The 18,834-nt window shown below is 54.7% G+C and carries 19 protein-coding genes and 1 tRNA gene; 14 read left to right on the forward strand and 6 right to left on the reverse strand.

The genetic code is table 11. The annotated features are described in order from the left end of the window. Positions 1 to 46 precede the first annotated feature (46 nt). The 8 genes from ACFQDM_RS16895 (at position 47) to ACFQDM_RS16930 (ending at position 10,223) form a co-directional block, all read left to right on the forward strand. Positions 47 to 307, forward strand: a complete 261-nt coding sequence (locus tag ACFQDM_RS16895; protein ID WP_377381176.1) for a helix-turn-helix domain-containing protein — start codon at positions 47 to 49, stop codon at positions 305 to 307. After that, positions 300 to 1,562: a bifunctional DNA primase/polymerase gene (locus ACFQDM_RS16900; protein WP_377381178.1), complete on the forward strand. Its 1,263-nt coding sequence runs from the start codon at positions 300 to 302 to the stop codon at positions 1,560 to 1,562. The genes ACFQDM_RS16895 and ACFQDM_RS16900 overlap by 8 nt, the downstream gene beginning before the upstream one ends. A 2-nt stretch (positions 1,563 to 1,564) precedes the next feature. Continuing rightward, positions 1,565 to 2,824: a primase-helicase family protein gene (locus tag ACFQDM_RS16905; RefSeq protein WP_377381181.1), complete on the forward strand. Its 1,260-nt coding sequence runs from the start codon at positions 1,565 to 1,567 to the stop codon at positions 2,822 to 2,824. Between the two features lie 260 nt (positions 2,825 to 3,084). Next, positions 3,085 to 4,920 carry a type I restriction-modification system subunit M gene (locus ACFQDM_RS16910; RefSeq protein WP_377381184.1) on the forward strand — a complete coding sequence of 612 codons (1,836 nt, stop codon included), beginning with the start codon at positions 3,085 to 3,087 and terminating at the stop codon, positions 4,918 to 4,920. Further along, the gene (locus ACFQDM_RS16915) at positions 4,917 to 5,294 is read left to right on the forward strand and encodes a hypothetical protein (protein ID WP_377381187.1); all 378 of its coding nucleotides are present in this window, start codon (positions 4,917 to 4,919) and stop codon (positions 5,292 to 5,294) included. Before ACFQDM_RS16910 ends, ACFQDM_RS16915 begins: the two co-directional genes overlap by 4 nt. A gap of 134 nt (positions 5,295 to 5,428) precedes the next feature. Beyond that, on the forward strand, positions 5,429 to 6,643 hold the full coding sequence (locus ACFQDM_RS16920) for a restriction endonuclease subunit S (RefSeq protein WP_377381189.1): 1,215 nt from the start codon (positions 5,429 to 5,431) through the stop codon (positions 6,641 to 6,643). Further along, positions 6,640 to 9,768, forward strand: a complete 3,129-nt coding sequence (locus ACFQDM_RS16925; protein WP_377381191.1) for a type I restriction endonuclease subunit R — start codon at positions 6,640 to 6,642, stop codon at positions 9,766 to 9,768. The genes ACFQDM_RS16920 and ACFQDM_RS16925 overlap by 4 nt, the downstream gene beginning before the upstream one ends. 104 nt (positions 9,769 to 9,872) lie before the next feature. Beyond that, the gene (locus tag ACFQDM_RS16930) at positions 9,873 to 10,223 is read left to right on the forward strand and encodes a hypothetical protein (protein ID WP_377381194.1); all 351 of its coding nucleotides are present in this window, start codon (positions 9,873 to 9,875) and stop codon (positions 10,221 to 10,223) included. 87 nt (positions 10,224 to 10,310) lie between these two features. Here the strand turns inward: ACFQDM_RS16930 and ACFQDM_RS16935 are convergent. Next, positions 10,311 to 10,400: transfer RNA gene (locus ACFQDM_RS16935), tRNA-Ser, on the reverse strand. A 176-nt stretch (positions 10,401 to 10,576) separates the two neighbouring features. Between ACFQDM_RS16935 and ACFQDM_RS16940 the strand changes: the two genes are divergently transcribed. Genes ACFQDM_RS16940 through ACFQDM_RS16950 form a run of 3 tightly spaced genes read left to right on the forward strand, consistent with a single transcriptional unit; the run spans position 10,577 to position 12,090 of the window. Next, positions 10,577 to 10,969: an NADH:ubiquinone oxidoreductase subunit NDUFA12 gene (locus ACFQDM_RS16940; RefSeq protein ID WP_377381197.1), complete on the forward strand. Its 393-nt coding sequence runs from the start codon at positions 10,577 to 10,579 to the stop codon at positions 10,967 to 10,969. Next, a complete protein-coding gene (locus ACFQDM_RS16945; RefSeq protein ID WP_377381199.1) occupies positions 10,962 to 11,432 on the forward strand; it encodes an MlaD family protein in 471 nt (156 codons plus the stop codon). Before ACFQDM_RS16940 ends, ACFQDM_RS16945 begins: the two co-directional genes overlap by 8 nt. Before the next feature lie 4 nt (positions 11,433 to 11,436). Further along, on the forward strand, positions 11,437 to 12,090 hold the full coding sequence (locus tag ACFQDM_RS16950) for a DUF2155 domain-containing protein (RefSeq protein WP_377381201.1): 654 nt from the start codon (positions 11,437 to 11,439) through the stop codon (positions 12,088 to 12,090). Here ACFQDM_RS16950 and aat read toward each other — a convergent pair. From aat to aroQ, 4 genes are read right to left on the reverse strand one after another with little or no spacing between them, the layout of a single operon-like run. Further along, positions 12,021 to 12,686 carry a leucyl/phenylalanyl-tRNA--protein transferase gene (gene aat / locus ACFQDM_RS16955; protein WP_377381202.1) on the reverse strand — a complete coding sequence of 222 codons (666 nt, stop codon included), beginning with the start codon at positions 12,684 to 12,686 and terminating at the stop codon, positions 12,021 to 12,023. The two genes, ACFQDM_RS16950 and aat, sit on opposite strands and share 70 nt — an antisense overlap. Beyond that, entirely contained in the window at positions 12,683 to 14,029 is a 1,347-nt protein-coding gene (gene accC / locus ACFQDM_RS16960; protein ID WP_377381204.1) for an acetyl-CoA carboxylase biotin carboxylase subunit, read from the reverse strand. The genes aat and accC overlap by 4 nt, the downstream gene beginning before the upstream one ends. A gap of 12 nt (positions 14,030 to 14,041) precedes the next feature. Further along, complete coding sequence (accB, locus tag ACFQDM_RS16965; protein ID WP_377381206.1) at positions 14,042 to 14,539, reverse strand: acetyl-CoA carboxylase biotin carboxyl carrier protein; 498 nt, start codon at positions 14,537 to 14,539, stop codon at positions 14,042 to 14,044. Between the two features lie 13 nt (positions 14,540 to 14,552). Further along, positions 14,553 to 14,996, reverse strand: a complete 444-nt coding sequence (gene aroQ, locus ACFQDM_RS16970; protein ID WP_377381208.1) for a type II 3-dehydroquinate dehydratase — start codon at positions 14,994 to 14,996, stop codon at positions 14,553 to 14,555. 116 nt (positions 14,997 to 15,112) lie between these two features. Between aroQ and thiS the strand changes: the two genes are divergently transcribed. The 3 genes from thiS to ACFQDM_RS16985 all read left to right on the forward strand — a co-directional run bounded on the left by thiS (position 15,113) and on the right by ACFQDM_RS16985 (position 17,693). After that, on the forward strand, positions 15,113 to 15,268 hold the full coding sequence (thiS, locus tag ACFQDM_RS16975) for a sulfur carrier protein ThiS (RefSeq protein WP_377381210.1): 156 nt from the start codon (positions 15,113 to 15,115) through the stop codon (positions 15,266 to 15,268). Beyond that, positions 15,268 to 16,059 carry a thiazole synthase gene (locus ACFQDM_RS16980; protein WP_377381212.1) on the forward strand — a complete coding sequence of 264 codons (792 nt, stop codon included), beginning with the start codon at positions 15,268 to 15,270 and terminating at the stop codon, positions 16,057 to 16,059. Before thiS ends, ACFQDM_RS16980 begins: the two co-directional genes overlap by 1 nt. A 98-nt stretch (positions 16,060 to 16,157) precedes the next feature. Beyond that, positions 16,158 to 17,693 carry a flavin-containing monooxygenase gene (locus ACFQDM_RS16985; RefSeq protein ID WP_377381215.1) on the forward strand — a complete coding sequence of 512 codons (1,536 nt, stop codon included), beginning with the start codon at positions 16,158 to 16,160 and terminating at the stop codon, positions 17,691 to 17,693. On the opposite strand, the gene ACFQDM_RS16990 is transcribed toward ACFQDM_RS16985, so the two are convergent. Further along, on the reverse strand, positions 17,651 to 18,796 hold the full coding sequence (locus tag ACFQDM_RS16990; protein ID WP_377381217.1) for a beta-ketoacyl-ACP synthase III: 1,146 nt from the start codon (positions 18,794 to 18,796) through the stop codon (positions 17,651 to 17,653). The two genes, ACFQDM_RS16985 and ACFQDM_RS16990, sit on opposite strands and share 43 nt — an antisense overlap. Positions 18,797 to 18,834: the final 38 nt, after the last annotated feature.

Raw genomic sequence — 18,834 nt, forward strand, 5'->3', positions numbered from 1 at the left:
CAATGGTGATCGACCTCGAAACGGCTAGAAAGGAGGTTATCCGTTAATGCCGTTGAATGTCCGCGCTGAGCACGCGATTCCCAAGATGCTCACAACTCGCGAAGCCGCCGAGATAACGAATGTCTCGACGCAGTTCCTCGAAAAAATGAGATACGATGGCAGCGGTCCGAGCTATATGAAGTTCGGTCGTGCCGTTCGCTATCCCTTTGCTGACCTGCTCGCATGGTTCGAGCGTAGCCGCGTAGGGGTAGCTGACGTTTTTTCATCAACAATCAGCAGCGGCGTAGCCGCAGAAAGGCATGTCTAAAAAAACCAACCCCCTTCGTAGTGGGGTAAACTACGAGAATAAGGCAATTGAGATGCAGCAGTTAGCACTGTTTGAAGATTTGCCCATCAGCTTTCAGAGTGTCGCCAGAAATGGGGCAGACGGTGCGTCATCATCAATCAAAGCTCATAATGAAGTAGCGCTCGGATATGCTGCCTGGCTTGCCGATCTGGAGGTGCCGGTCCTTCCTGTATGGGGAGTTGATACGAAAGCCGGATGTAGCTGCAAGTATCGCGAACTCAAAGAGAGCAAAGCGTTAGGTACGCCTTTTGAGCCGTGTGCCTCTCCTGGCAAGCATCCCAAGCGGGGTGGTTGGCAGCAGTATACATCCACCGATCAGATCGAAATACGAAAGTGGTTTCTCAATCACAAGGGGCGTCAGAACATTGCCATCGCAACAGGCGGGCAGGCGAACATTATCATCGTTGATCTGGATGGAGTTGAGGGTGCTGATTCCTATGAAAAGCTGCTGCACGAGCATGGAGATATGCCTGAAACTCTCGAGATCGAAACCGGATCGGGTGGCTCGCACATCATTTTGCGTGCTCCCAAAGGCGTGAAGGTCCCGAACAGCGCTTCCAAAATCGCACCCAAGATCGATATTCGTGGTGAGGGTGGGCTGGCTGTTACTGCGGGCAGCCTTCATCCTCGTGGAAATTACTATGTATTTAAGCATGGGCGTGGTCCGGGAGAAGTTGGTATTGCAGAGGCTCCTGATTGGCTTTTGGAGCTGATCGCTGAGGGTGAGCCGTCCTCAGACCCGAGTTCGGCAACCTGTTCTGCCGATAAGGTTCAGCGGAAACCTGCGGGACAGCTTGCTGCTGGTAGCTGGTCCAGTTTGTTGGAAAGCCAGCTGGGAGATGGTCCCGACGGCTGCGGGTTTGACAACGTCATTTACACTGCGATGTGCCGTTACTTCACGAAATTCGGCGCAAACGCGGAGGCGGATACGTTCGTTAACACTGCGATGCCTTTGATCCTCGATGCTGATTGCGAGAATGAGCGCAACAAGACGAGATATGCCACTGATGGCTATCTCTCCGAGCAGCTCGAAAAAGCGAGAGCCTTTGTTCGTTCCCGCCACGCTTATGTTCCGAAGCGGGCTCTTCCCCTGATGGCAGAGCTGCGCCTGAAAGAGGAGCCCGAGGAAATGGCAGCATTGCTCGGAGAGCATTTCTGCATGGTAAAAATTGGCAAGCACATGGTGATGGCGAAAAAGCCCGCCGGAGGAAAATAGACATGGAGATCATGACACTCTCCGCCTTTCACGATTACCTCTCTCAGTTCTCTTATGAGTATGAGAAAGACGGGACCCGGAAGACGAATTTCATTTCGAAGTATTTCGTGAATTCCCGGCATTGCGAACGCTATGACGGTATCGAGTTTGAGCCCGATGAGTCCAAGGCCAACTCCAATATGCTGAATGAATGGACCGGATATTCCGTAGAGTCCGTAGAAGGAGAATGGGGGCTGTTCAAGTCGCACATTCTGGATAACATCTGCAGCGGGAACGACGAGCACTTTGCCTGGCTTATGGATTGGATGGCTCAGCTTGTTCAGGAGCCTGGGCGCAAGTCCGGTTCAGCAGTTGCACTGATTGGCGGAAAGGGGACTGGTAAGTCCAAGTTCGTCGATTGGCTCACCCGCCTGGTTGACCCATACTCCGTCACCATCAACCAGACGAAGCACCTTGTTGGCAGTTTCAATCACCACATGAGTGGCAAGCTGCTGATGGCTGTCGAGGAAGGTTTCTGGGCTGGCGACAAGCAGGCTGCGAGCGCGCTTAAGCATCTGATCACGTCCGATACCCAGATGATCGAGCAGAAGGGTAAGGATGCTGTAGAGATGAGCAACTACACACGGCTCATCTTCACCTCGAACGAAAAGTGGGTGGCACCGGTGGATTCCGATGGAGACAGTCGCCGCTATTTCATCCTGAAGGTGGCGGAACATCGGAAGAACGACGCCAGTTATTTCGCTGCTATCGATGAGCAGATGGAACGCGGCGGGCTGGAGGCCATGATGTTTGAGCTTGCAAACCGCGCACCATCTTCTCCGAGGTGGTCCAATCTGCGATTGCCTCCGAAAACTCATGCCCTGGCTCAGCAGCGCCTTGAAACTCTGACACCGGCACAGAACGCGCTCATCAATGCCTTGGAGCTTGGGCGGATTGAAGGACGGGATAGCGACATGAACTATTTCCTCTACCATCTGTCCGAGAATGAAGAAACGACCGTCGCCCGTTCGCACATGGCTGCAGCTTTTCAGCGCAATCAGGATTTGCGTGGAGGGAAGGGGCGCGACTTCTGGGACGGGATGAAGATGATCCTTGGCGAAGACTGTCTCGCAAGTTCTTCGATCATTCGCTTCCACTCGGCATCACTGGTTGACGAAGAGGACGAGCCTGACGACGAAATGAAAACAACGCGGTGCGTCATTCCTCCGCTCAGCCAGCTGAGAACGGTACTTAAGACTGAATTCGGTTATGACCTTCAGTAACTATCACCAGTGACAAAGAGAGGGGGCGACAGACATGCCGCCCTTTCTGCATTGGCTTCATTTCTTCCATCCTTTCGATTGAGGGGATGGTGCCCCGGTTGTTATCTATTTTTTCAAGATTTAGGAATCCAATGAAGACAATACAGATCAACAGCTCAGGCTCCTTTTGCCCCCTCCCTGTTCGAATTCTTAACAGCCGGTTTACCGTATCTCCCTAATCGATATAGCTTCACAATTGGGCAACTGTTCGGGGAAAACGGGTGAATCAACAATCGCTTTCGGCGCTTATCTGGTCTGTGGCAGAACTTCTGCGCGGGGACTATAAACCCGCAGACTATGGCAAGGTCATTCTGCCGTTCACCGTTCTACGCCGCCTTGACTGCGTTCTGGCACCGACGAAGGACGCGATCCTCAAGGAACTTGAAGCCCGCACCGCAGCAGGCCTGAACCCGGAACCCTTCCTGAAACGCGCCTCCCGGCAGTCTTTCTACAACAAGTCCATCATGGACATGCAGAAGCTGACGGACGATCCCGGCAACCTCGCCACGAACCTGTCAGCCTATATCGAAGCCTTCTCGCCGGAAGTCGCAGACATCTTCGAGAAGTTCGACTTCGAGAACCAGATAGATCGCCTGCAACGGTCAGAGCTTCTGTTCCTCGTCACCGAGAAGTTCGCCAAGGTGAACCTTCACCCGTCCAGCGTCACCAATCAGCAGATGGGCTACATCTTCGAAGAACTGATCCGGAAGTTCGCCGAAGCCTCTAACGAAACCGCAGGCGACCACTTCACGCCGCGCGAAGTCATCCGCCTTATGGTCAATCTGATCTTCGTTGAGGATGAAGACGTGCTCAGCAAGGACGGCGTGATCCGCACCATATATGACCCAACAGCGGGCACGGGCGGCATGCTGTCCACCGCCGATGAATACCTAGCCGAACACAACAAGGCCGCTCAGCTGGTCATGAGCGGGCAGGAACTGAACCCTGAATCCTACGCCATCTGTAAGGCAGACATGCTGATCAAGGGGCAGGACGTCACGAACATCGCCTTCGGCAACACACTGTCCAATGACGGCCACCCGAGCAAGACGTTTGACTACATGCTGGCAAACCCACCTTTCGGCGTTGACTGGAAGAAGGTGCAGAAGGAAGTCCAGAAAGAGCACAAGGAAAAAGGCTTCAATGGTCGCTTTGGTCCGGGCCTGCCGCGTGTGTCGGATGGCTCGCTGCTCTTCCTCATGCATATGCTGTCAAAAATGCGGCACGAGACAGAAGGCGGCTGCCGCTTTGGCATTGTTCTTAATGGCTCCCCCATGTTCACAGGGGCGGCAGGCAGCGGAGAGAGTGAAATCCGCCGTCACCTTCTGGAAAATGACCTCGTCGAAGCCATCATCGCGCTGCCGACAGACATGTTCTTCAACACCGGCATTTCGACCTATATCTGGGTACTGACCAACCGGAAGCCCGCCCACCGCAAAGGCAAGGTGCAACTGATTGATGGTTCGTCCTTCTGGCAGAAGCCGGTGAAGTCACTCGGCGCAAAACGGAAAGAGCTGAACGAGACCCACATCGAAGACCTGACACGCCTGTTCGGTGGCTTCGATGAAGCTGAGCTTGCTACTATTCTGGATGCAGACGGCAAGGAAGTCTCGCGCCATGTTGTAACGGCCACCGAGAAAGCGCCTGAGCCACCAGTGGGCGGCAAGCTCAAACTTGCGCCGCTCTCACGCATCTTCACGAACGAGTCCTTTGGCTATCAGACCATCACGGTAGAGCGCCCACTTACCGACGAGCACGGCAATATTGAGCGCAATGAACGCGGCAAGGATAAAGGCAAGCCCAAGCCAGACCCGAGCCTTCGCGACACTGAAAATGTCCCGCTGACTGACGACATTGACACCTATTTCAAGCGTGAGGTTCTGCCTCATGTGCCGGATGCCTGGATCGACGATAGCAAGACAAAGACCGGTTATGAAATCCCGTTCAACCGGCATTTCTATGTGTTTGAGCCTCCGCGCCCGCTGGAGGAAATCGACAGCGACCTCTCCGCCGTCACCGCGCGCATTCAGAACATGTTGAAGGAGCTGAGCGCATGACGAATGACGAGCTTAAAGCAGCCATCAGGGCGATGATTGCCGCACACCCTAATCTGGAGCCTTCAGCAGACGGCCACAATAAGCACATGGAGCGCTACATCACCGCCAACGGCACGTTGTTAGGTCTGGAGCCTGATCTGAAGTCCAAGGTGAATTTGTTCGTCGAGCGTCGGAGCGTGCCACTTCGCGACCTCTCAGATATCCCGCACAAGGAATATTTCGCTGCCAATTACGCGACCTCAAAGCCCAATCATGACCTGTTCGGCCCGTGCTCATTCAAGCTGGATATGGACCTGATCAGCTTTTTCATCACTGACCTTTGGTCAGCCGCTCGCGTGATCCGATCTGTTGCAGGCGAAGGAGCGGGATCGTGAGTTTTCGCTCGTATCCCACGATGCAGCCTTCCGGGGTGAACTGGCTTGGCGATATACCGCACACTTGGTCAGTATGGCGAAGCAAACGCCTGTTCGATCATCGAAACGAGCGCGCTCGTCCAGACGACCGGCAAATGACCGCTTCTCAGAAGTATGGTGTCATCTATCAGGTAGATTATGAAGCGCTGGAAGGCATGAAGGTCATGCAAGTGGTGAACAACCACGAAATCCTGAAGCACGTGGAAGCGGGCGACTTCGTGATCAGTATGCGCAGCTTCCAAGGCGGACTTGAGTATTCGGATAATACCGGCTCCGTCAGCTCGGCGTACGTTGCCATTAAGCCCACAGAAATGGCATTTCCGAGCTTCTACAAATACCTGTTCAAGAGCAAAACTTACATTCAGGCGCTTCAATCCACGTCCAACTTGGTTCGTGATGGACAAGCGCTCCGGTATTCCAATTTTGTGCAAGTTGATCTGCCTTTACCTCCTCAGAGCGAACAAAAAGCCATTGCCCGCTTTCTGGATCGTGAGACGGCGAACATTGATGAGCTGATTGCGTCGCAGGAAGACCTTATCCGGCTGCTCAACGAAAAACGGCAGGCCGTCATTTCTCACGCCGTCACCAAAGGGCTAGACTCGAACGCGCCCATGAAACCCTCAGGCATTGAATGGCTTGGCGACATTCCCGCGCATTGGGAAGTACAGAGGCTCGGACGCCGGGTGCAGTCTATCAGTTCAGGAACGAGCGTTAACTCCTCCGATGAACCTGCTTCGAATGACGAGATTGCAGTGCTAAAGACGAGCTGCGTGTATTCCGGAACATTCGATGTAACTCAGAACAAGAAGGTCGTACCCGAAGAATATGAGCGCGTTTCTTGCCCGGTTACGGCAGGCGCTTTGATCGTAAGCCGTATGAACACCCCAGACCTTGTCGGGGCGGCTGGTTTAGCCACCTTGACAGTCGACAATGTATTTTTGCCTGACCGCCTATGGAAGGTCGAATTTCATGGATTGGTTCCTGAATTCGCTCACTTATGGACGCGCTCAGCTTCATATCGGACTGAAGTGCGGTTAGCCTGTGCGGGCACAAGTTCAAGTATGCAAAACCTGTCTCAGGACGAGTTTAAAGCCTTCACGATTGCGGTTCCACCTGAGACCGAACAAATTGCCATTGCTCGCGACGTAGACGCCAAACTAATCCAGTTTGATGCACTTGAGAACGAGAGTACTTGGTCAATCTCACTACTCAAAGAACGCCGAGCTGCGCTGATCTCCGCAGCCGTTACCGGCAAGATTGATGTGCGCAGCGAGGTCGAACTTCCAGAAGACGAGGCGATACCGGCATGAGAGCACGCGGGCTTCACGAGGAATACAATCTCGAAGATGAGATTTGCGCGCATCTGGCGGCACATGGCTGGCTGTATGACCCGACACCGCAGGCCAGCAAGGATTATGACCGGGAACGCGCGCTTTACGCGCCTGACCTCGTCCAGTGGGTAAAGGACAGCCAGCCCACCGCATGGGAACAGCTGACCGAGACACATGGCGCGGCGGCAGAAAATCAGCTGCTCGACCGGCTGCGCAAGTCGCTCGACGAGCGCGGCACGCTGGAGGTCATCCGGGACGGCATCGAGCTGCTGGGCGTACGCGGCAAAATCCGGCTTGCTCAGTTCAAGCCAACATCGGGGCTGAACCCTGACCTGATGGCAAAGTATGGCGCGAACCGCCTAAGAGTGCTCAGACAGCTGCGCTATGCGCTGGACAGTGAACTCTGCATTGATCTCGGCCTCTTCCTGAACGGCGTGCCCGTGGCAACGCTGGAGCTGAAGACCGACTTCACCCAATCCATTGAAGATGCGGTCGATCAATACCGGTTTGACCGTTTGCCACGGGTAAAGGGCGGACGGCTGGAGCCGCTCTTGTCATTCCCATCGGGCGCGCTCGTCCACTTTGCCGTCAGCAATAGTGAAGTGCGAATGACGACCAAGCTTGCCGGGCCTGACACACGCTTCCTGCCCTTCAATCAGGGCAGTGAGGGCGGCGCAGGAAACGCCATTCCGCCAATGGGCTACCCCACCAGCTATTTCTGGGAAGAGGTGCTGCAGCGTGATAGCTGGCTTGATATTCTCGGGCGGTACATGGTCAGCAAGAAGGATGAAAAAGGGCGGATCACTGCCAATTTCTTCCCGCGCTTTCACCAGCTTGATGTCACTAGGAAACTGCAGTCAGCCATTGTTGAAGAAGGTGTTGGCGGCAAATACCTGATCCAGCACTCAGCAGGCTCCGGCAAGACGAACTCGATTGCCTGGTCCGCGCATTTCCTCTCTGAGCTGCACGACGCGAACGACAACAAACTCTTCTCCGCCGTCATCGTCGTTTCAGACCGCCGTGTGATCGACGGTCAGCTGCAGGACGCGATTTTCCAGTTTCAGCGCACCAAGGGCGTTGTGGAGACGATTTCGCATGAGCGGGGCTCCAAGAGCGGGCAATTGGCTGATGCGCTGGCGGCGGACAAGAAGATCATTGTCTGCACCATTCAGACCTTCCCCTTCGCCATGCAGCAGGTACGGGAACTCGCCGCGACGCAGGGCAAGTCCTTTGCCGTGATCGCGGATGAGGCGCACAGCTCGCAGACTGGCGAAGCCGCAGGCAAGCTGAAGGAGCTGTTGTCCGCCGACGAGATTGAAGCCCTGTCAGACGGTGGAGAGATCGATAGTGAAACGCTGCTCGCCGCGCAGATGGCAGCACGGGCCGACGACACCGGCATCACCTATATCGCCTTCACCGCTACGCCCAAGGCGAAGACAATGGAGCTGTTCGGACGCTTGCCGGACCCGAGCCGACCAGCGGGCCCGGACAACCTCCCTGAAGCCTTCCACGTCTATTCCATGCGGCAGGCGATTGAAGAAGGTTTCATCCTCGACGTTCTGAAGAATTACACGCCTTACAAGCTCGCCTTTAAGCTTGCTCATGACGGCAAGGAGTATGACGAGAAGGAAGTTGACCGCGACGAGGCCATGAAGGGAATTATGGGCTGGATACGCCTGCACCCTTACAACATCTCTCAGAAGGTGAAGATCGTCGTCGAACACTTCCGTGAGAACGTCGAACATCTGCTTGGAGGACGCGCCAAGGCTATGGTTGTGACGGCAAGCCGTAAGGAAGTCGTTCGCTGGAAGCTCGCCATCGACAAGTACATCGCCGAAAAGGGTTATGGGCTCGGTACGCTCGTTGCCTTCTCCGGTGAAGTGAAAGACCCTGAGAGCGGGCCTGAACCGTTTACAGAGCCAAGCGACCTGATGAACCCTAACCTTCGCGGGCGGAACCTTGCCGAAGCCTTTGGCACTGACGAGTTCCATATCCTGCTTGTCGCAAACAAATACCAGACAGGCTTCGACCAGCCGCTTCTGTGCGCCATGTATGTCGACCGCCGCCTTGCAGGCATTCAGGCTGTGCAGACGCTCTCACGCCTCAACAGGGCCTATGAGAAGGACGGGATCAAAAAGGACACCACCTATGTCCTCGATTTCGTGAACAGCTCTGACGCGGTTCTGGAGGCGTTCCAGACCTATTATGAAACGGCATCATTGGAAGCGACCAGCGACCCCAACATCATTTTCGATCTGCGCGCCAAGCTGGACGGGCAAGGCTACTATGACACGTTCGAAGTGGATCGGGTGGTGAAGGTCCTGACCAACCCTCGTTCGACACAGGGCGAGCTAACAGCCGCCATCTTCCCGGTGGCTGACCGACTGGTCCGTAAGTTCAATGACGCGAAGAAGCGCCGCGCGAGCGCCTTAGAGCGCAATGAAGAAGACACGGCAGCCAAGGACGAGATGGACGCTCTATGGCTGTTCAAGTCAGACGTGCAGGCCTTCATTCGCGCCTACACGTTTCTGTCTCAGATTTTTGACTACGGCAGCACCGAGATCGAGAAACGCTTCCTCTTCTACAAGTGCCTAGTCAGGCTTCTGGAGTTCGGACGGGAACGCGAGAAACTGGACACGTCACAGCTGAAGCTGACACACCACCGGCTTCGCAATCTCGGTGAAGGCGCACTGCCTCTAGGTGATGGCGAAGCAGGCGGTCTGAAGCCACTCGGCGAGACAGGCAGCGGTGCCGTACAGGACAAGCAGAAGGCGCTGCTGAGCGAAATCCTGAATCGGGTGAACGACCTGTTCGAAGGCGACCTCACAGAAGGCGACCAGCTCGTTTACGTGAATGACGTGATCAAGGGGAAACTGCTTGAGTCAGAAGAACTGCGGACGCAGGCTCGCAACAATTCCAAGACACAGTTTGCCTCATCGCCCACTCTGAACCGAGCCCTGATGGATGCAATCATAGAGGCGCTGGACGCACACCAGACTATGAGTAGTCAAGCTCTGTCGTCACAGCGCATTCAAGACGAACTGAAGGAAATTCTCCTCGGACCCGGTAACCTCTACGAAGAGCTTCAGAAGAACGAGGCATAGGTCCTCAAAAAATCGGTCCTGTATATCTCACACCAGGTGCAGGGCCTTCTTTTCGAACGCTAGGGGGGGCTTTGGGTCCCTCTGTCAAATATATGGGAATGGAAATGACAGCCACGAAACCGCTCTACGCCTACTCAATAGTGCCACTAGATTTCGGATGGCAGACGATGCCGACTGCTGAAGAGTATCGTGGCTTGCTGATGAAGGATGCGGACTCTGTAACTCAGGGTGCCGAAAGTGTTCGGGCGTTCAATGAATTTCTCCAACGATCCCTGGACTTTGCATCAGAGAAAACGGTGTGGGAGGGCGATTTCCGTGAAGAACCGCGAATCATCGTAATGCCGGGGGAATGCGAAACCGTCCTCGCAGTGGTCTGGAAGCAAGAAAACAACGGCGATACCTTCGTTGTTTCTCAAGTCGCGTTGCCTTGGTTGGCAGCTATATCCACCGACTAATGTGTTCCTATTGTGGGATGAAATGTGGGATGCGACCTGTCGGCAACGCATAATCATTATATATAACAATGCGTTGCTGAAGAATTCTGGCGGAGAGGAAGGGATTCGAACCCTCGATACGCGTTAACGTATACTCCCTTAGCAGGGGAGCGCCTTCAGCCACTCGGCCACCTCTCCGGAAAGAGCGTCGATAGCAGAGGTCGGTTTGAAATGCCAATAGCAAACCGCTCAAAGATCCAAGAAAAATGCGAAATTATCACAGTAGATCACCGACAACGTGACAAAAGAGAGTCTAGACCTTAAGCCTAGTTCCGATCATATTCGCGCCACATTGCAAAGGGATACAGACTCGCGTGTTGGACAAGATTTTCACCTGGTGGAGCGGCTGGACCGTGAACACACTGTTTGACGTCAAGCGCCGTTCAGATTTCATCGGCGAAGACGATTACGGCAATCGTTATTTCGAAGACAGAAAACCGAGTTATGAAGGCCGTCATCGCCGCTATGTCCTGTATAAAGGGCTCGCGGAACCTTCCAAGGTGCCAGCGGACTGGCATGGCTGGCTGCACTACACTTATGATGAGCCGCCGACCAAAGCGCCTCTGGCCCGAAAATCCTTTGAAACAGACCATACGCCAAACCTGACAGGTACGATTTATGCGTATCGTCCGAAGGGCAGTCTGGTGAATGGTGGGCAGCGCCGCGAAGCGGACAGCGACTATGAGGCCTGGTCACCGGATGCGTAACTCAGTATTTGAAACCATTCTTGGCCTTGTTGTGATCGTCGCAGCAGGCGCATTCCTTGCTTTCGCGATGAGCACGACCGAATCAAGTGGTCAGTCCGGGACTTACAGTGTTACGGCCCGCTTCAATTCTGTTGTTGGCGTGGATAGCGGCACGGACGTTCGCATGGCCGGCGTTAAAGTGGGTCGCGTGACGAATGTCAGCATCGATCCTGAGCGCGCCGAAGCTGTGCTGACGCTGTCTGTCCGCGATGATGTCGAACTGCGTGACGATGCCGATGCCAAGGTGACCTCTGATGGCTTGCTTGGCGGTGCGTTTATTTCAATCGAACCAGGCGGCGGTTTTGAGACGATTCCTCAGGACGGTTCCGGCGAGATTATCTACACCCGCGGTAGCGTCGATATTCTGACACTGTTTGCAAGCTTTGCAGGCGGGCAGGGAAGCGGTTCTGATTCGAGTGAGTAAATCTGTGCGTCGTTCTCTTCGTGTAAGCGTTTTTGCAGTCGTGTCAGGCTTGGCCGGCGCGTTTGGTCTGCCGGCCCTGGCTCAATATGAAGAGCCGATTCCTCAGGAAGTCCCGACGGAAGAGGCGCCTCCCGAGCTGGATGGCCAGCCTATGCTGGAAGACGAGGAAGAGAACAGCGCCAACAGCCGGCTTCGACCGCTCTTCGCGCCAAACTACACCGGAGAAGGCGCGCCTGAGCGTGAAGCTGAACCCGACGATGAAGATGAAGACGACGCGGCATTCGACTATGAACAGCAGCCTGCTGTTGTTCTGCGAGGTCTCGACAAGATAACCGGGCGTTCAACAGACTTTACGGTTTCATCTGGCGCGTCTGCCTTGTTTGGCGGGCTTCGGGTCACTGTTCGAGCCTGTCACCAGTCGCCGCCAACAGAAGCGCCTGAATCCGTCGCGTATCTGGAAATCGAGGACTATGGCTTCTCGATTGCAGACCCGAGCGAACTTTCCGAAGATATCGACAAGGACAAGCGGGTCTTTCATGGATGGATGTTCGCGTCATCGCCGGGCATCCATGCTCTGGAGCATCCGATCTATGACGTCTGGGTGATCCGCTGCACAACGGAAGCGCCGGATCTTTCCTCTGAGGACAGCGAGTCGTAGGCGCCGAATGAGGCGTGACGTCTGAGGGCCTGATAGAGCAGGTGGTGGAAGTCACGTCTTGGCATTTCGATGATGCCGAACTGTTCCAGATGCGGATTGTAGAATTGCGCGTCCAGCAGGCGATATCCGCCGTAAATCAATCGATCAACCAGATACACAAGCGCGACCTTCGAGGCGTTCGTCACGCGTGAGAACATGCTTTCGCCAAAGAAGGCGCCATTGACCGCTACGCCGTAAAGCCCACCGACCAGTTTATTCTCCTGCCAGCATTCCACGGAGTGTGCGTAGCCCAGACGATACAAATCGCTGTAGAGGTTCAGAATGGTGGAGTTGATCCAGGTTGAAGGCCGGTCCTTTGTGGATGCGGCGCAAGCCTCCATCACGCGGGAGAATGCGGTGTCCGTTCGAATCTCGAACGGCTCGGACCGGATCACCTTCCGAAGTTTCCGGGGAATGTGAAATCCTTCCAGTGGCAGGACCCCGCGAATTTCGGGGTCCACCAGAAACAGATCCGGATCGTCTTTGTCTTCCGCCATGGGAAAAATACCCTGACGGTAGCAGTTCAACAGATCTTCAGCGTCGAACTCCGGCCTCATGACTCCGAATTGGCAAGGAAGCGTTCGAGCCAGTGAATGTCATATTCACCAGATTTGACACCTTCGGCGTCAACCAGTCGCTGATGCAAAGGAAGTGTGGTTTCGATGCCAGACACCACCATTTCACCGAGGGCGCGTTTCAGGCGCAACAGACATTCTTCACGGTCCACGCCATGTACGATGAGCTTGCCGATGAGGCTGTCATAGTTCGGCGGGATCTTGTAGCCGGCATAGGCTGCGGAATCGAGGCGCACGCCCAGACCGCCCGGTGCATGAAACTCCTGTATCAGGCCGGGAGACGGCATGAAGGTTTCCGGGTGCTCGGCATTGATGCGGCATTCAATCGCGTGGCCAATGAAGGGCACATCTTCCTGTTTGAAAGACAGCTCGTAACCCTGCGCGATGCGGATCTGCTCTTTCACCAGGTCGATCCGCGTGATCATTTCCGTGACTGGGTGTTCGACCTGCAGACGGGTGTTCATTTCGATGAAGTAGAACTCGCCGTTTTCGTACAGGAATTCGATTGTACCCACACCAAGATAGCCAAGCTTCTTGATTGCCTTGACCACCGTGTCACCGATTTCAGCGCGCTGCGCAGGCGTAATGGTCGGTGATGGCGCTTCTTCGAAGACCTTCTGGTGACGACGCTGCAAAGAGCAATCGCGCTCGCCAAGGTGGACAACATTGCCATGACTGTCCGCAATGACCTGGATTTCGATGTGGCGTGGCTTTTCGAGATATTTCTCAATGTAGACGGCATCATCGCCGAACGCCGCTTTCGCTTCCGTGCGTGCGGTGTTGAAGGCTTTGGCCATTTCATCCGCATTGCGGGCGACTTTCATGCCGCGGCCACCGCCACCGGATGCGGCTTTGACGAGCACGGGGTAGCCCATTTCGCCAGCAATCTTGAGGGCTTCATCTGCTGTTGCAACGCCGCCATCCGACCCGGGAACCACGGGCACACCAACGTCGATCATAGCCGCTTTCGCCGCGATCTTGTCGCCCATGAGGCGAATATGGTCTGCATTTGGACCGATAAAGGTCAGTCCATGTGCTGCCACCATTTCCGCAAAGCGCGCATTCTCGGACAGAAAGCCGTAACCAGGGTGGATGGCGCCAGCGCCTGTGACTTCGGCCGCTGCCATGATGGCTGCAGACTTCAGATAGCTTTCCGATGCTGATGGCGGGCCGATGCAGACGCTTTCGTCAGCCAGACGCACATGCATGGCATCTGTGTCGGCTGTCGAGTGAATAGCGACGGTCGAAAGGCCCATTTCCTTGCAGGCGCGGTGAATACGGAGCGCGATCTCGCCGCGATTGGCGATAAGAACCTTGTCGAACATGAGTGGCCTGCCTTATCCGCGTTTCACTTTGAACAATGGCTGGCCGAACTCAACGGCTTCAGCGTCCTGAACCAGAATTTCGGTAATTGTGCCGGAGACTTCAGCCTTGATTTCGTTCATCACTTTCATCGCTTCGATGATGCAGACGACGGATGCGTCAGAGACCGACGAGCCTTTGTCGATGAACGGTGAAGCGTCTGGTGATGGCGAACGGTAGAAGGTGCCGACCATTGGCGAGGTGATGATGGATTCATCAGCCGCAGCAGAAACCGCCGAGTCAGATGCCGGAGCCGCAGCAGCTGGAGCGCTTGGTGCCGGAGCCGCAGGCGCGGCAGGCGGTGGTGCGTAAGCAACCGGAGCAGGCGCAGCGTGAACAGGCGCGACAGGTTTGCTGACGCGGATTTTCAGTTCGCCGTGTTCGACCTCGATTTCGCCGAGATCAGCCTCCCTGAGAATGGCTGCAAGCTCACGTACGAGACCTGGATCAACAGCCTGATTTTCTTTTGCCATTGTTATTTGCCTTTCAAGTCGAAGGAATCAGTTGCGCCAAGGCTTTCAGCGCAAGCACATACCCAACCGATCCCAGTCCTGCAATCGAGCCCTTCACAACGGGGCTGATATAATTCACTGATCTGAACGCATCACGCGCTGCCGGGTTGGACAAATGCACTTCAATCACCGGGATGTCGAGCGCCTTTAGCGCATCATGAATGGCGACAGAGGTGTGTGTGTAGGCGGCTGCATTCAGAATGACGCCGGATGCTTCAGTACGCGCCTGTTGAAGCCAGTCAACAATTTGGCCCTCATGGTTGGATTGCAGCATTTCAACACCAATATCGAATACCTGAGCTTCCTTAAGAAGCAGGGCTCCGATATCGTCGAGCGTCTGATGTCCGTAAATCTCGGGCTCGCGCTGGCCGAGCAGATTGAGATTGGGGCCATTTATGCAGAAAACACGTCTGGTCATTTTGGTCTTGTCCGATCACAAACTTATCTCTTAAGCCCAGACGAATGACAGGTTTCGAAAGGCGGGTACACGTGAAAATTAGGCTGAACGGCGAAGCGCGCGAGGTCAAGCCGGGAATGAGTGTTCTCCAACTGGTAACTGAGCTTGAACTCAACCCAAAAGGGGTTGCAGTCGAGCGCAATCTGGAAATTGTGCCAAAATCACTCCATGGCGACACCCTTCTGCAGGAAGGTGATTCCCTGGAGATCGTCGAATTCGTAGGAGGCGGTTAATGGCCCTCGACACAGTCCAAAATTCCGATCAGCTTGTTATTGCAGGGCGCACCTTCAATTCGCGCCTCATTATTGGCACGGGTAAGTATAAAACATACGAGCAGAACGCCGAAGCGGCCGTTGCTGCGGGCGTTGACATGGTCACGGTGGCAATTCGCCGAGTGAACCTGACCGATGCGTCTCAACCTCGGCTGACAGACCATGTGTCGCCTAAGGACTATACCTTTCTCCCAAACACAGCGGGCTGCTTCACAGCAGAAGATGCGATCCGCACCTTGCGTCTGGCGCGAGAGGCAGGTGGCTGGGATCTGGTAAAGCTCGAAGTGCTTTCAGATCAGAAGACGCTCTATCCAAATATGCCGGAAACGCTTCGAGCCGCCGAACTCCTCATCAAAGAGGGGTTTCAGGTCATGGTGTATTGTTCGGATGATCCGGTTTACGCCAAAAAGCTCGAAGATGCGGGCTGCTGTGCGATCATGCCGCTTGGTTCGCTCATCGGGTCGGGGCTGGGCATTATGAACCCTGTGAACATCCGATTGATTGTTGAGCAGACGCGTGTGCCGGTCATTGTGGATGCGGGCGTGGGCACGGCATCGGATGCCGCAGTCGCTATGGAGCTCGGCTGTGACGGTGTCCTGATGAACACAGCAATCGCTGAAGCAAAAGACCCTGTCCTTATGGCCAGTGCGATGAAGCATGCGGTGATCGCAGGACGTCAATCCTATCTGGCCGGTCGGATGCCGAAAAAGCGGTATGCTGACCCGAGCTCTCCACTGGCGGGCCTGATCTAAGCCTCTCCAATCATATGGTGATAGCTTCCTAGCGCGAAGCGTGTATCGATGTTACGCTACGGCAAATAACAACGATACACGTGCGGGAGGTGCTCTTCATGGAAAGAGCGATTGAGACAGAACATGTTGATGTTCTGATTGTTGGAGCTGGGCTATCTGGCATTGGCGCAGCTTATCATCTGCAGCAGAAATGCCCGTCAAAATCATATCGTATTTTTGAAGGGCGCTCTGCAATGGGCGGTACCTGGGATTTGTTTCGCTATCCCGGCATCCGGTCTGATTCCGACATGCATACGCTTGGATATGCCTTCAAACCCTGGGAGGCAGCAAAGGCAATTGCTGATGGTCCATCCATACGGGCCTATATCGAGGAAACGGCAGACGAGAACGGAATCAGCCAAAACATCCGCTATGATCATCAGGTCATAAATGCATCGTGGAGCAGTGATGACGCGCGATGGAATGTGACAGCCAGAAACACCCAAACTGGCGAGTTGGTTGAGCAGTCCTGCCAGTTTCTGATGATGTGCTCCGGCTATTATAATTATGAAGGTGGCTATAAACCGGACTTTGAAGGGGAGGCTTCTTTCAAGGGCGAGGTCATTCATCCGCAGGCCTGGCCGGAAAACCTGGAATATTCAGGCAAGAAGGTCGTCATCATCGGGTCCGGCGCAACCGCTGTAACGCTCGTGCCGGAAATGGCGAAACAGGCGGGCCATGTGACCATGTTGCAGCGTTCGCCAACCTATGTCGTTTCACGACCGGCGACAGATACCGTCGCAAACAATCTGCGCAAATTTCTCCCGTCAAAGCTCGCTTATACACTCACGCGCTGGAAGAATGTGCTGGTACAACGCTTCTTCTACAAACTTGCCCGGTCGCGGCCGGAAAAAGTGAAGGAACGCATGGTTGGTATGGTGCGTGAGCATCTTGGGCCGGACTATGACGTGGAAAAGCATTTTACACCGACCTACAATCCCTGGGATCAGCGTGTTTGCCTCGTTCCGGATGCCGATCTGTTCGAGTCGATCAAATCAGGCAAATCCAGCGTGGTGACGGACCAGATTGAGCGTTTTGACGAAAGCGGTATTCAACTGAAATCAGGTGAACATCTGGATGCAGATATCATCGTTACTGCCACCGGGCTTGATCTCGTGTTTCTGGGAAAGATTGCGCTCGAGGTCGATGGAAAGCAGGTCCAGCCGAATACGCTGTTGAACTATAAGGGCATCATGTACTCGGACGTGCCGAACCTTGCCGCAGTCTTTGGTTATACAAACGCCAGCTGGACGCTGAAGGCAGATCTTTCCAGCGAGTATATGTGCCGCATACTCAAACACATGGATCGCACGGGAACCGATTTTGCAGTTCCGAAACAGTCGCGCGATGATCTTGAACTGGAGCCCTGGCTCGATTTTTCGTCAGGTTATGTGCAGCGCTCGATTGATAAATTTCCGCGGCAGGCGAGCGACAAACCGTGGAAGCTGAACCAGGACTACGCGAAGGACTTGTTCGCGCTGCGCTTCGGAAAGCTGGATGATGGCGTTCTGACCTTTAGGAAACGCCACCAATCCGATCTGATCGAGATCGATCAGGCTGCCACGCGTTCGACGAATACTGTGCCGGCTGAATAGCCCGCCCCGAACGAACAGATCAGGCCTTTGTCTCCGGCGGTGAAGTCATCCTTGTTCTTGTGGAACGCGATGATTGAACCCGCCGAGGACGTGTTTGCATATGTGTCCAGTACGGTTGGGCTCTCTTCCGGTGTTGCTTCGTGGCCGAGTACTTTGGCGGCAATCAGACGGTTCATGTTGGCATTGGCCTGATGAAGCCAGAGGCGCTTGAGGTCTTCGGACACCAGGTTGAGGCGGTCCATCTCGCTCTGGATCATCGTGGCGACCATAGGAACGACTTCCTTGAAGACTTTGCGGCCTTCCTGAACAAAGAGTTTGTCTTCGGCGCCGATCCCTTCCGGAGCTGCACGATTCAGAAAACCAAAATTGTTACGGATATTGTTGGAGAACTGAGTTTTCAGGCTCGTTCCAAGGATTTTCCAGTGGTCAGCCGGCGCGATATCAACATCTTCGACCAGAACTGCAGTTGCCACATCACCGAAGATGAAGTGACTGTCGCGATCACGGAAGTTGAGGTGACCGGAACAGATTTCCGGGTTCACCATCAGGACGGATTTGACGCTACCGGATCGAACGAAATCTGCAGCCGTCTGAATACCAAATGTCGCTGATGAGCAGGCGACGTTCATGTCGAAGGCGAAGCCGGGAATGCCAAGCGCCTGTTGAATCTCAACAGCCATTGCCGGATATGCGCGTTGCATGTTCGAAGCCGCACAAAGCACGGCGCCAACCTCGGAAGGGTCACGGCCAGCCGTTTCGAGCGCTTGTTTAGCAGCCTTCACGGCCATTTCTGCGAGAACCGAAATTTCCTCATTTGGCCGTTCCGGAATACGCGGGCACATAATGTCCGGGTCCAGAACGCCTTCCTTGTCGATCACATAGCGGGATTTGATGCCGGATGCTTTTTCGATGAATTCGACAGATGACTTCGGCTTCGGTTCGACACTGCCAGATTCAATTTCGGCAGCATGTTCAGAATTCCATTTGTCCGACCACGCATTGAAGCTCTCGACGAGTTCTTCATTGGAGATGCTGTTCGGAGGGGTCCACAATCCGGTTGCGGAAATAACTGGCGTTGGCACGACTACGATCCCTGTGTGCATATATCTTTGATTCTGCAAGTTAGGGGTAGTTTCCAGCC

The sequence above is a fragment of the Ponticaulis profundi genome (genome assembly GCF_042659465.1).
GTDB classification, from domain to species: Bacteria; Pseudomonadota; Alphaproteobacteria; order Caulobacterales; family Hyphomonadaceae; genus Ponticaulis; species Ponticaulis profundi.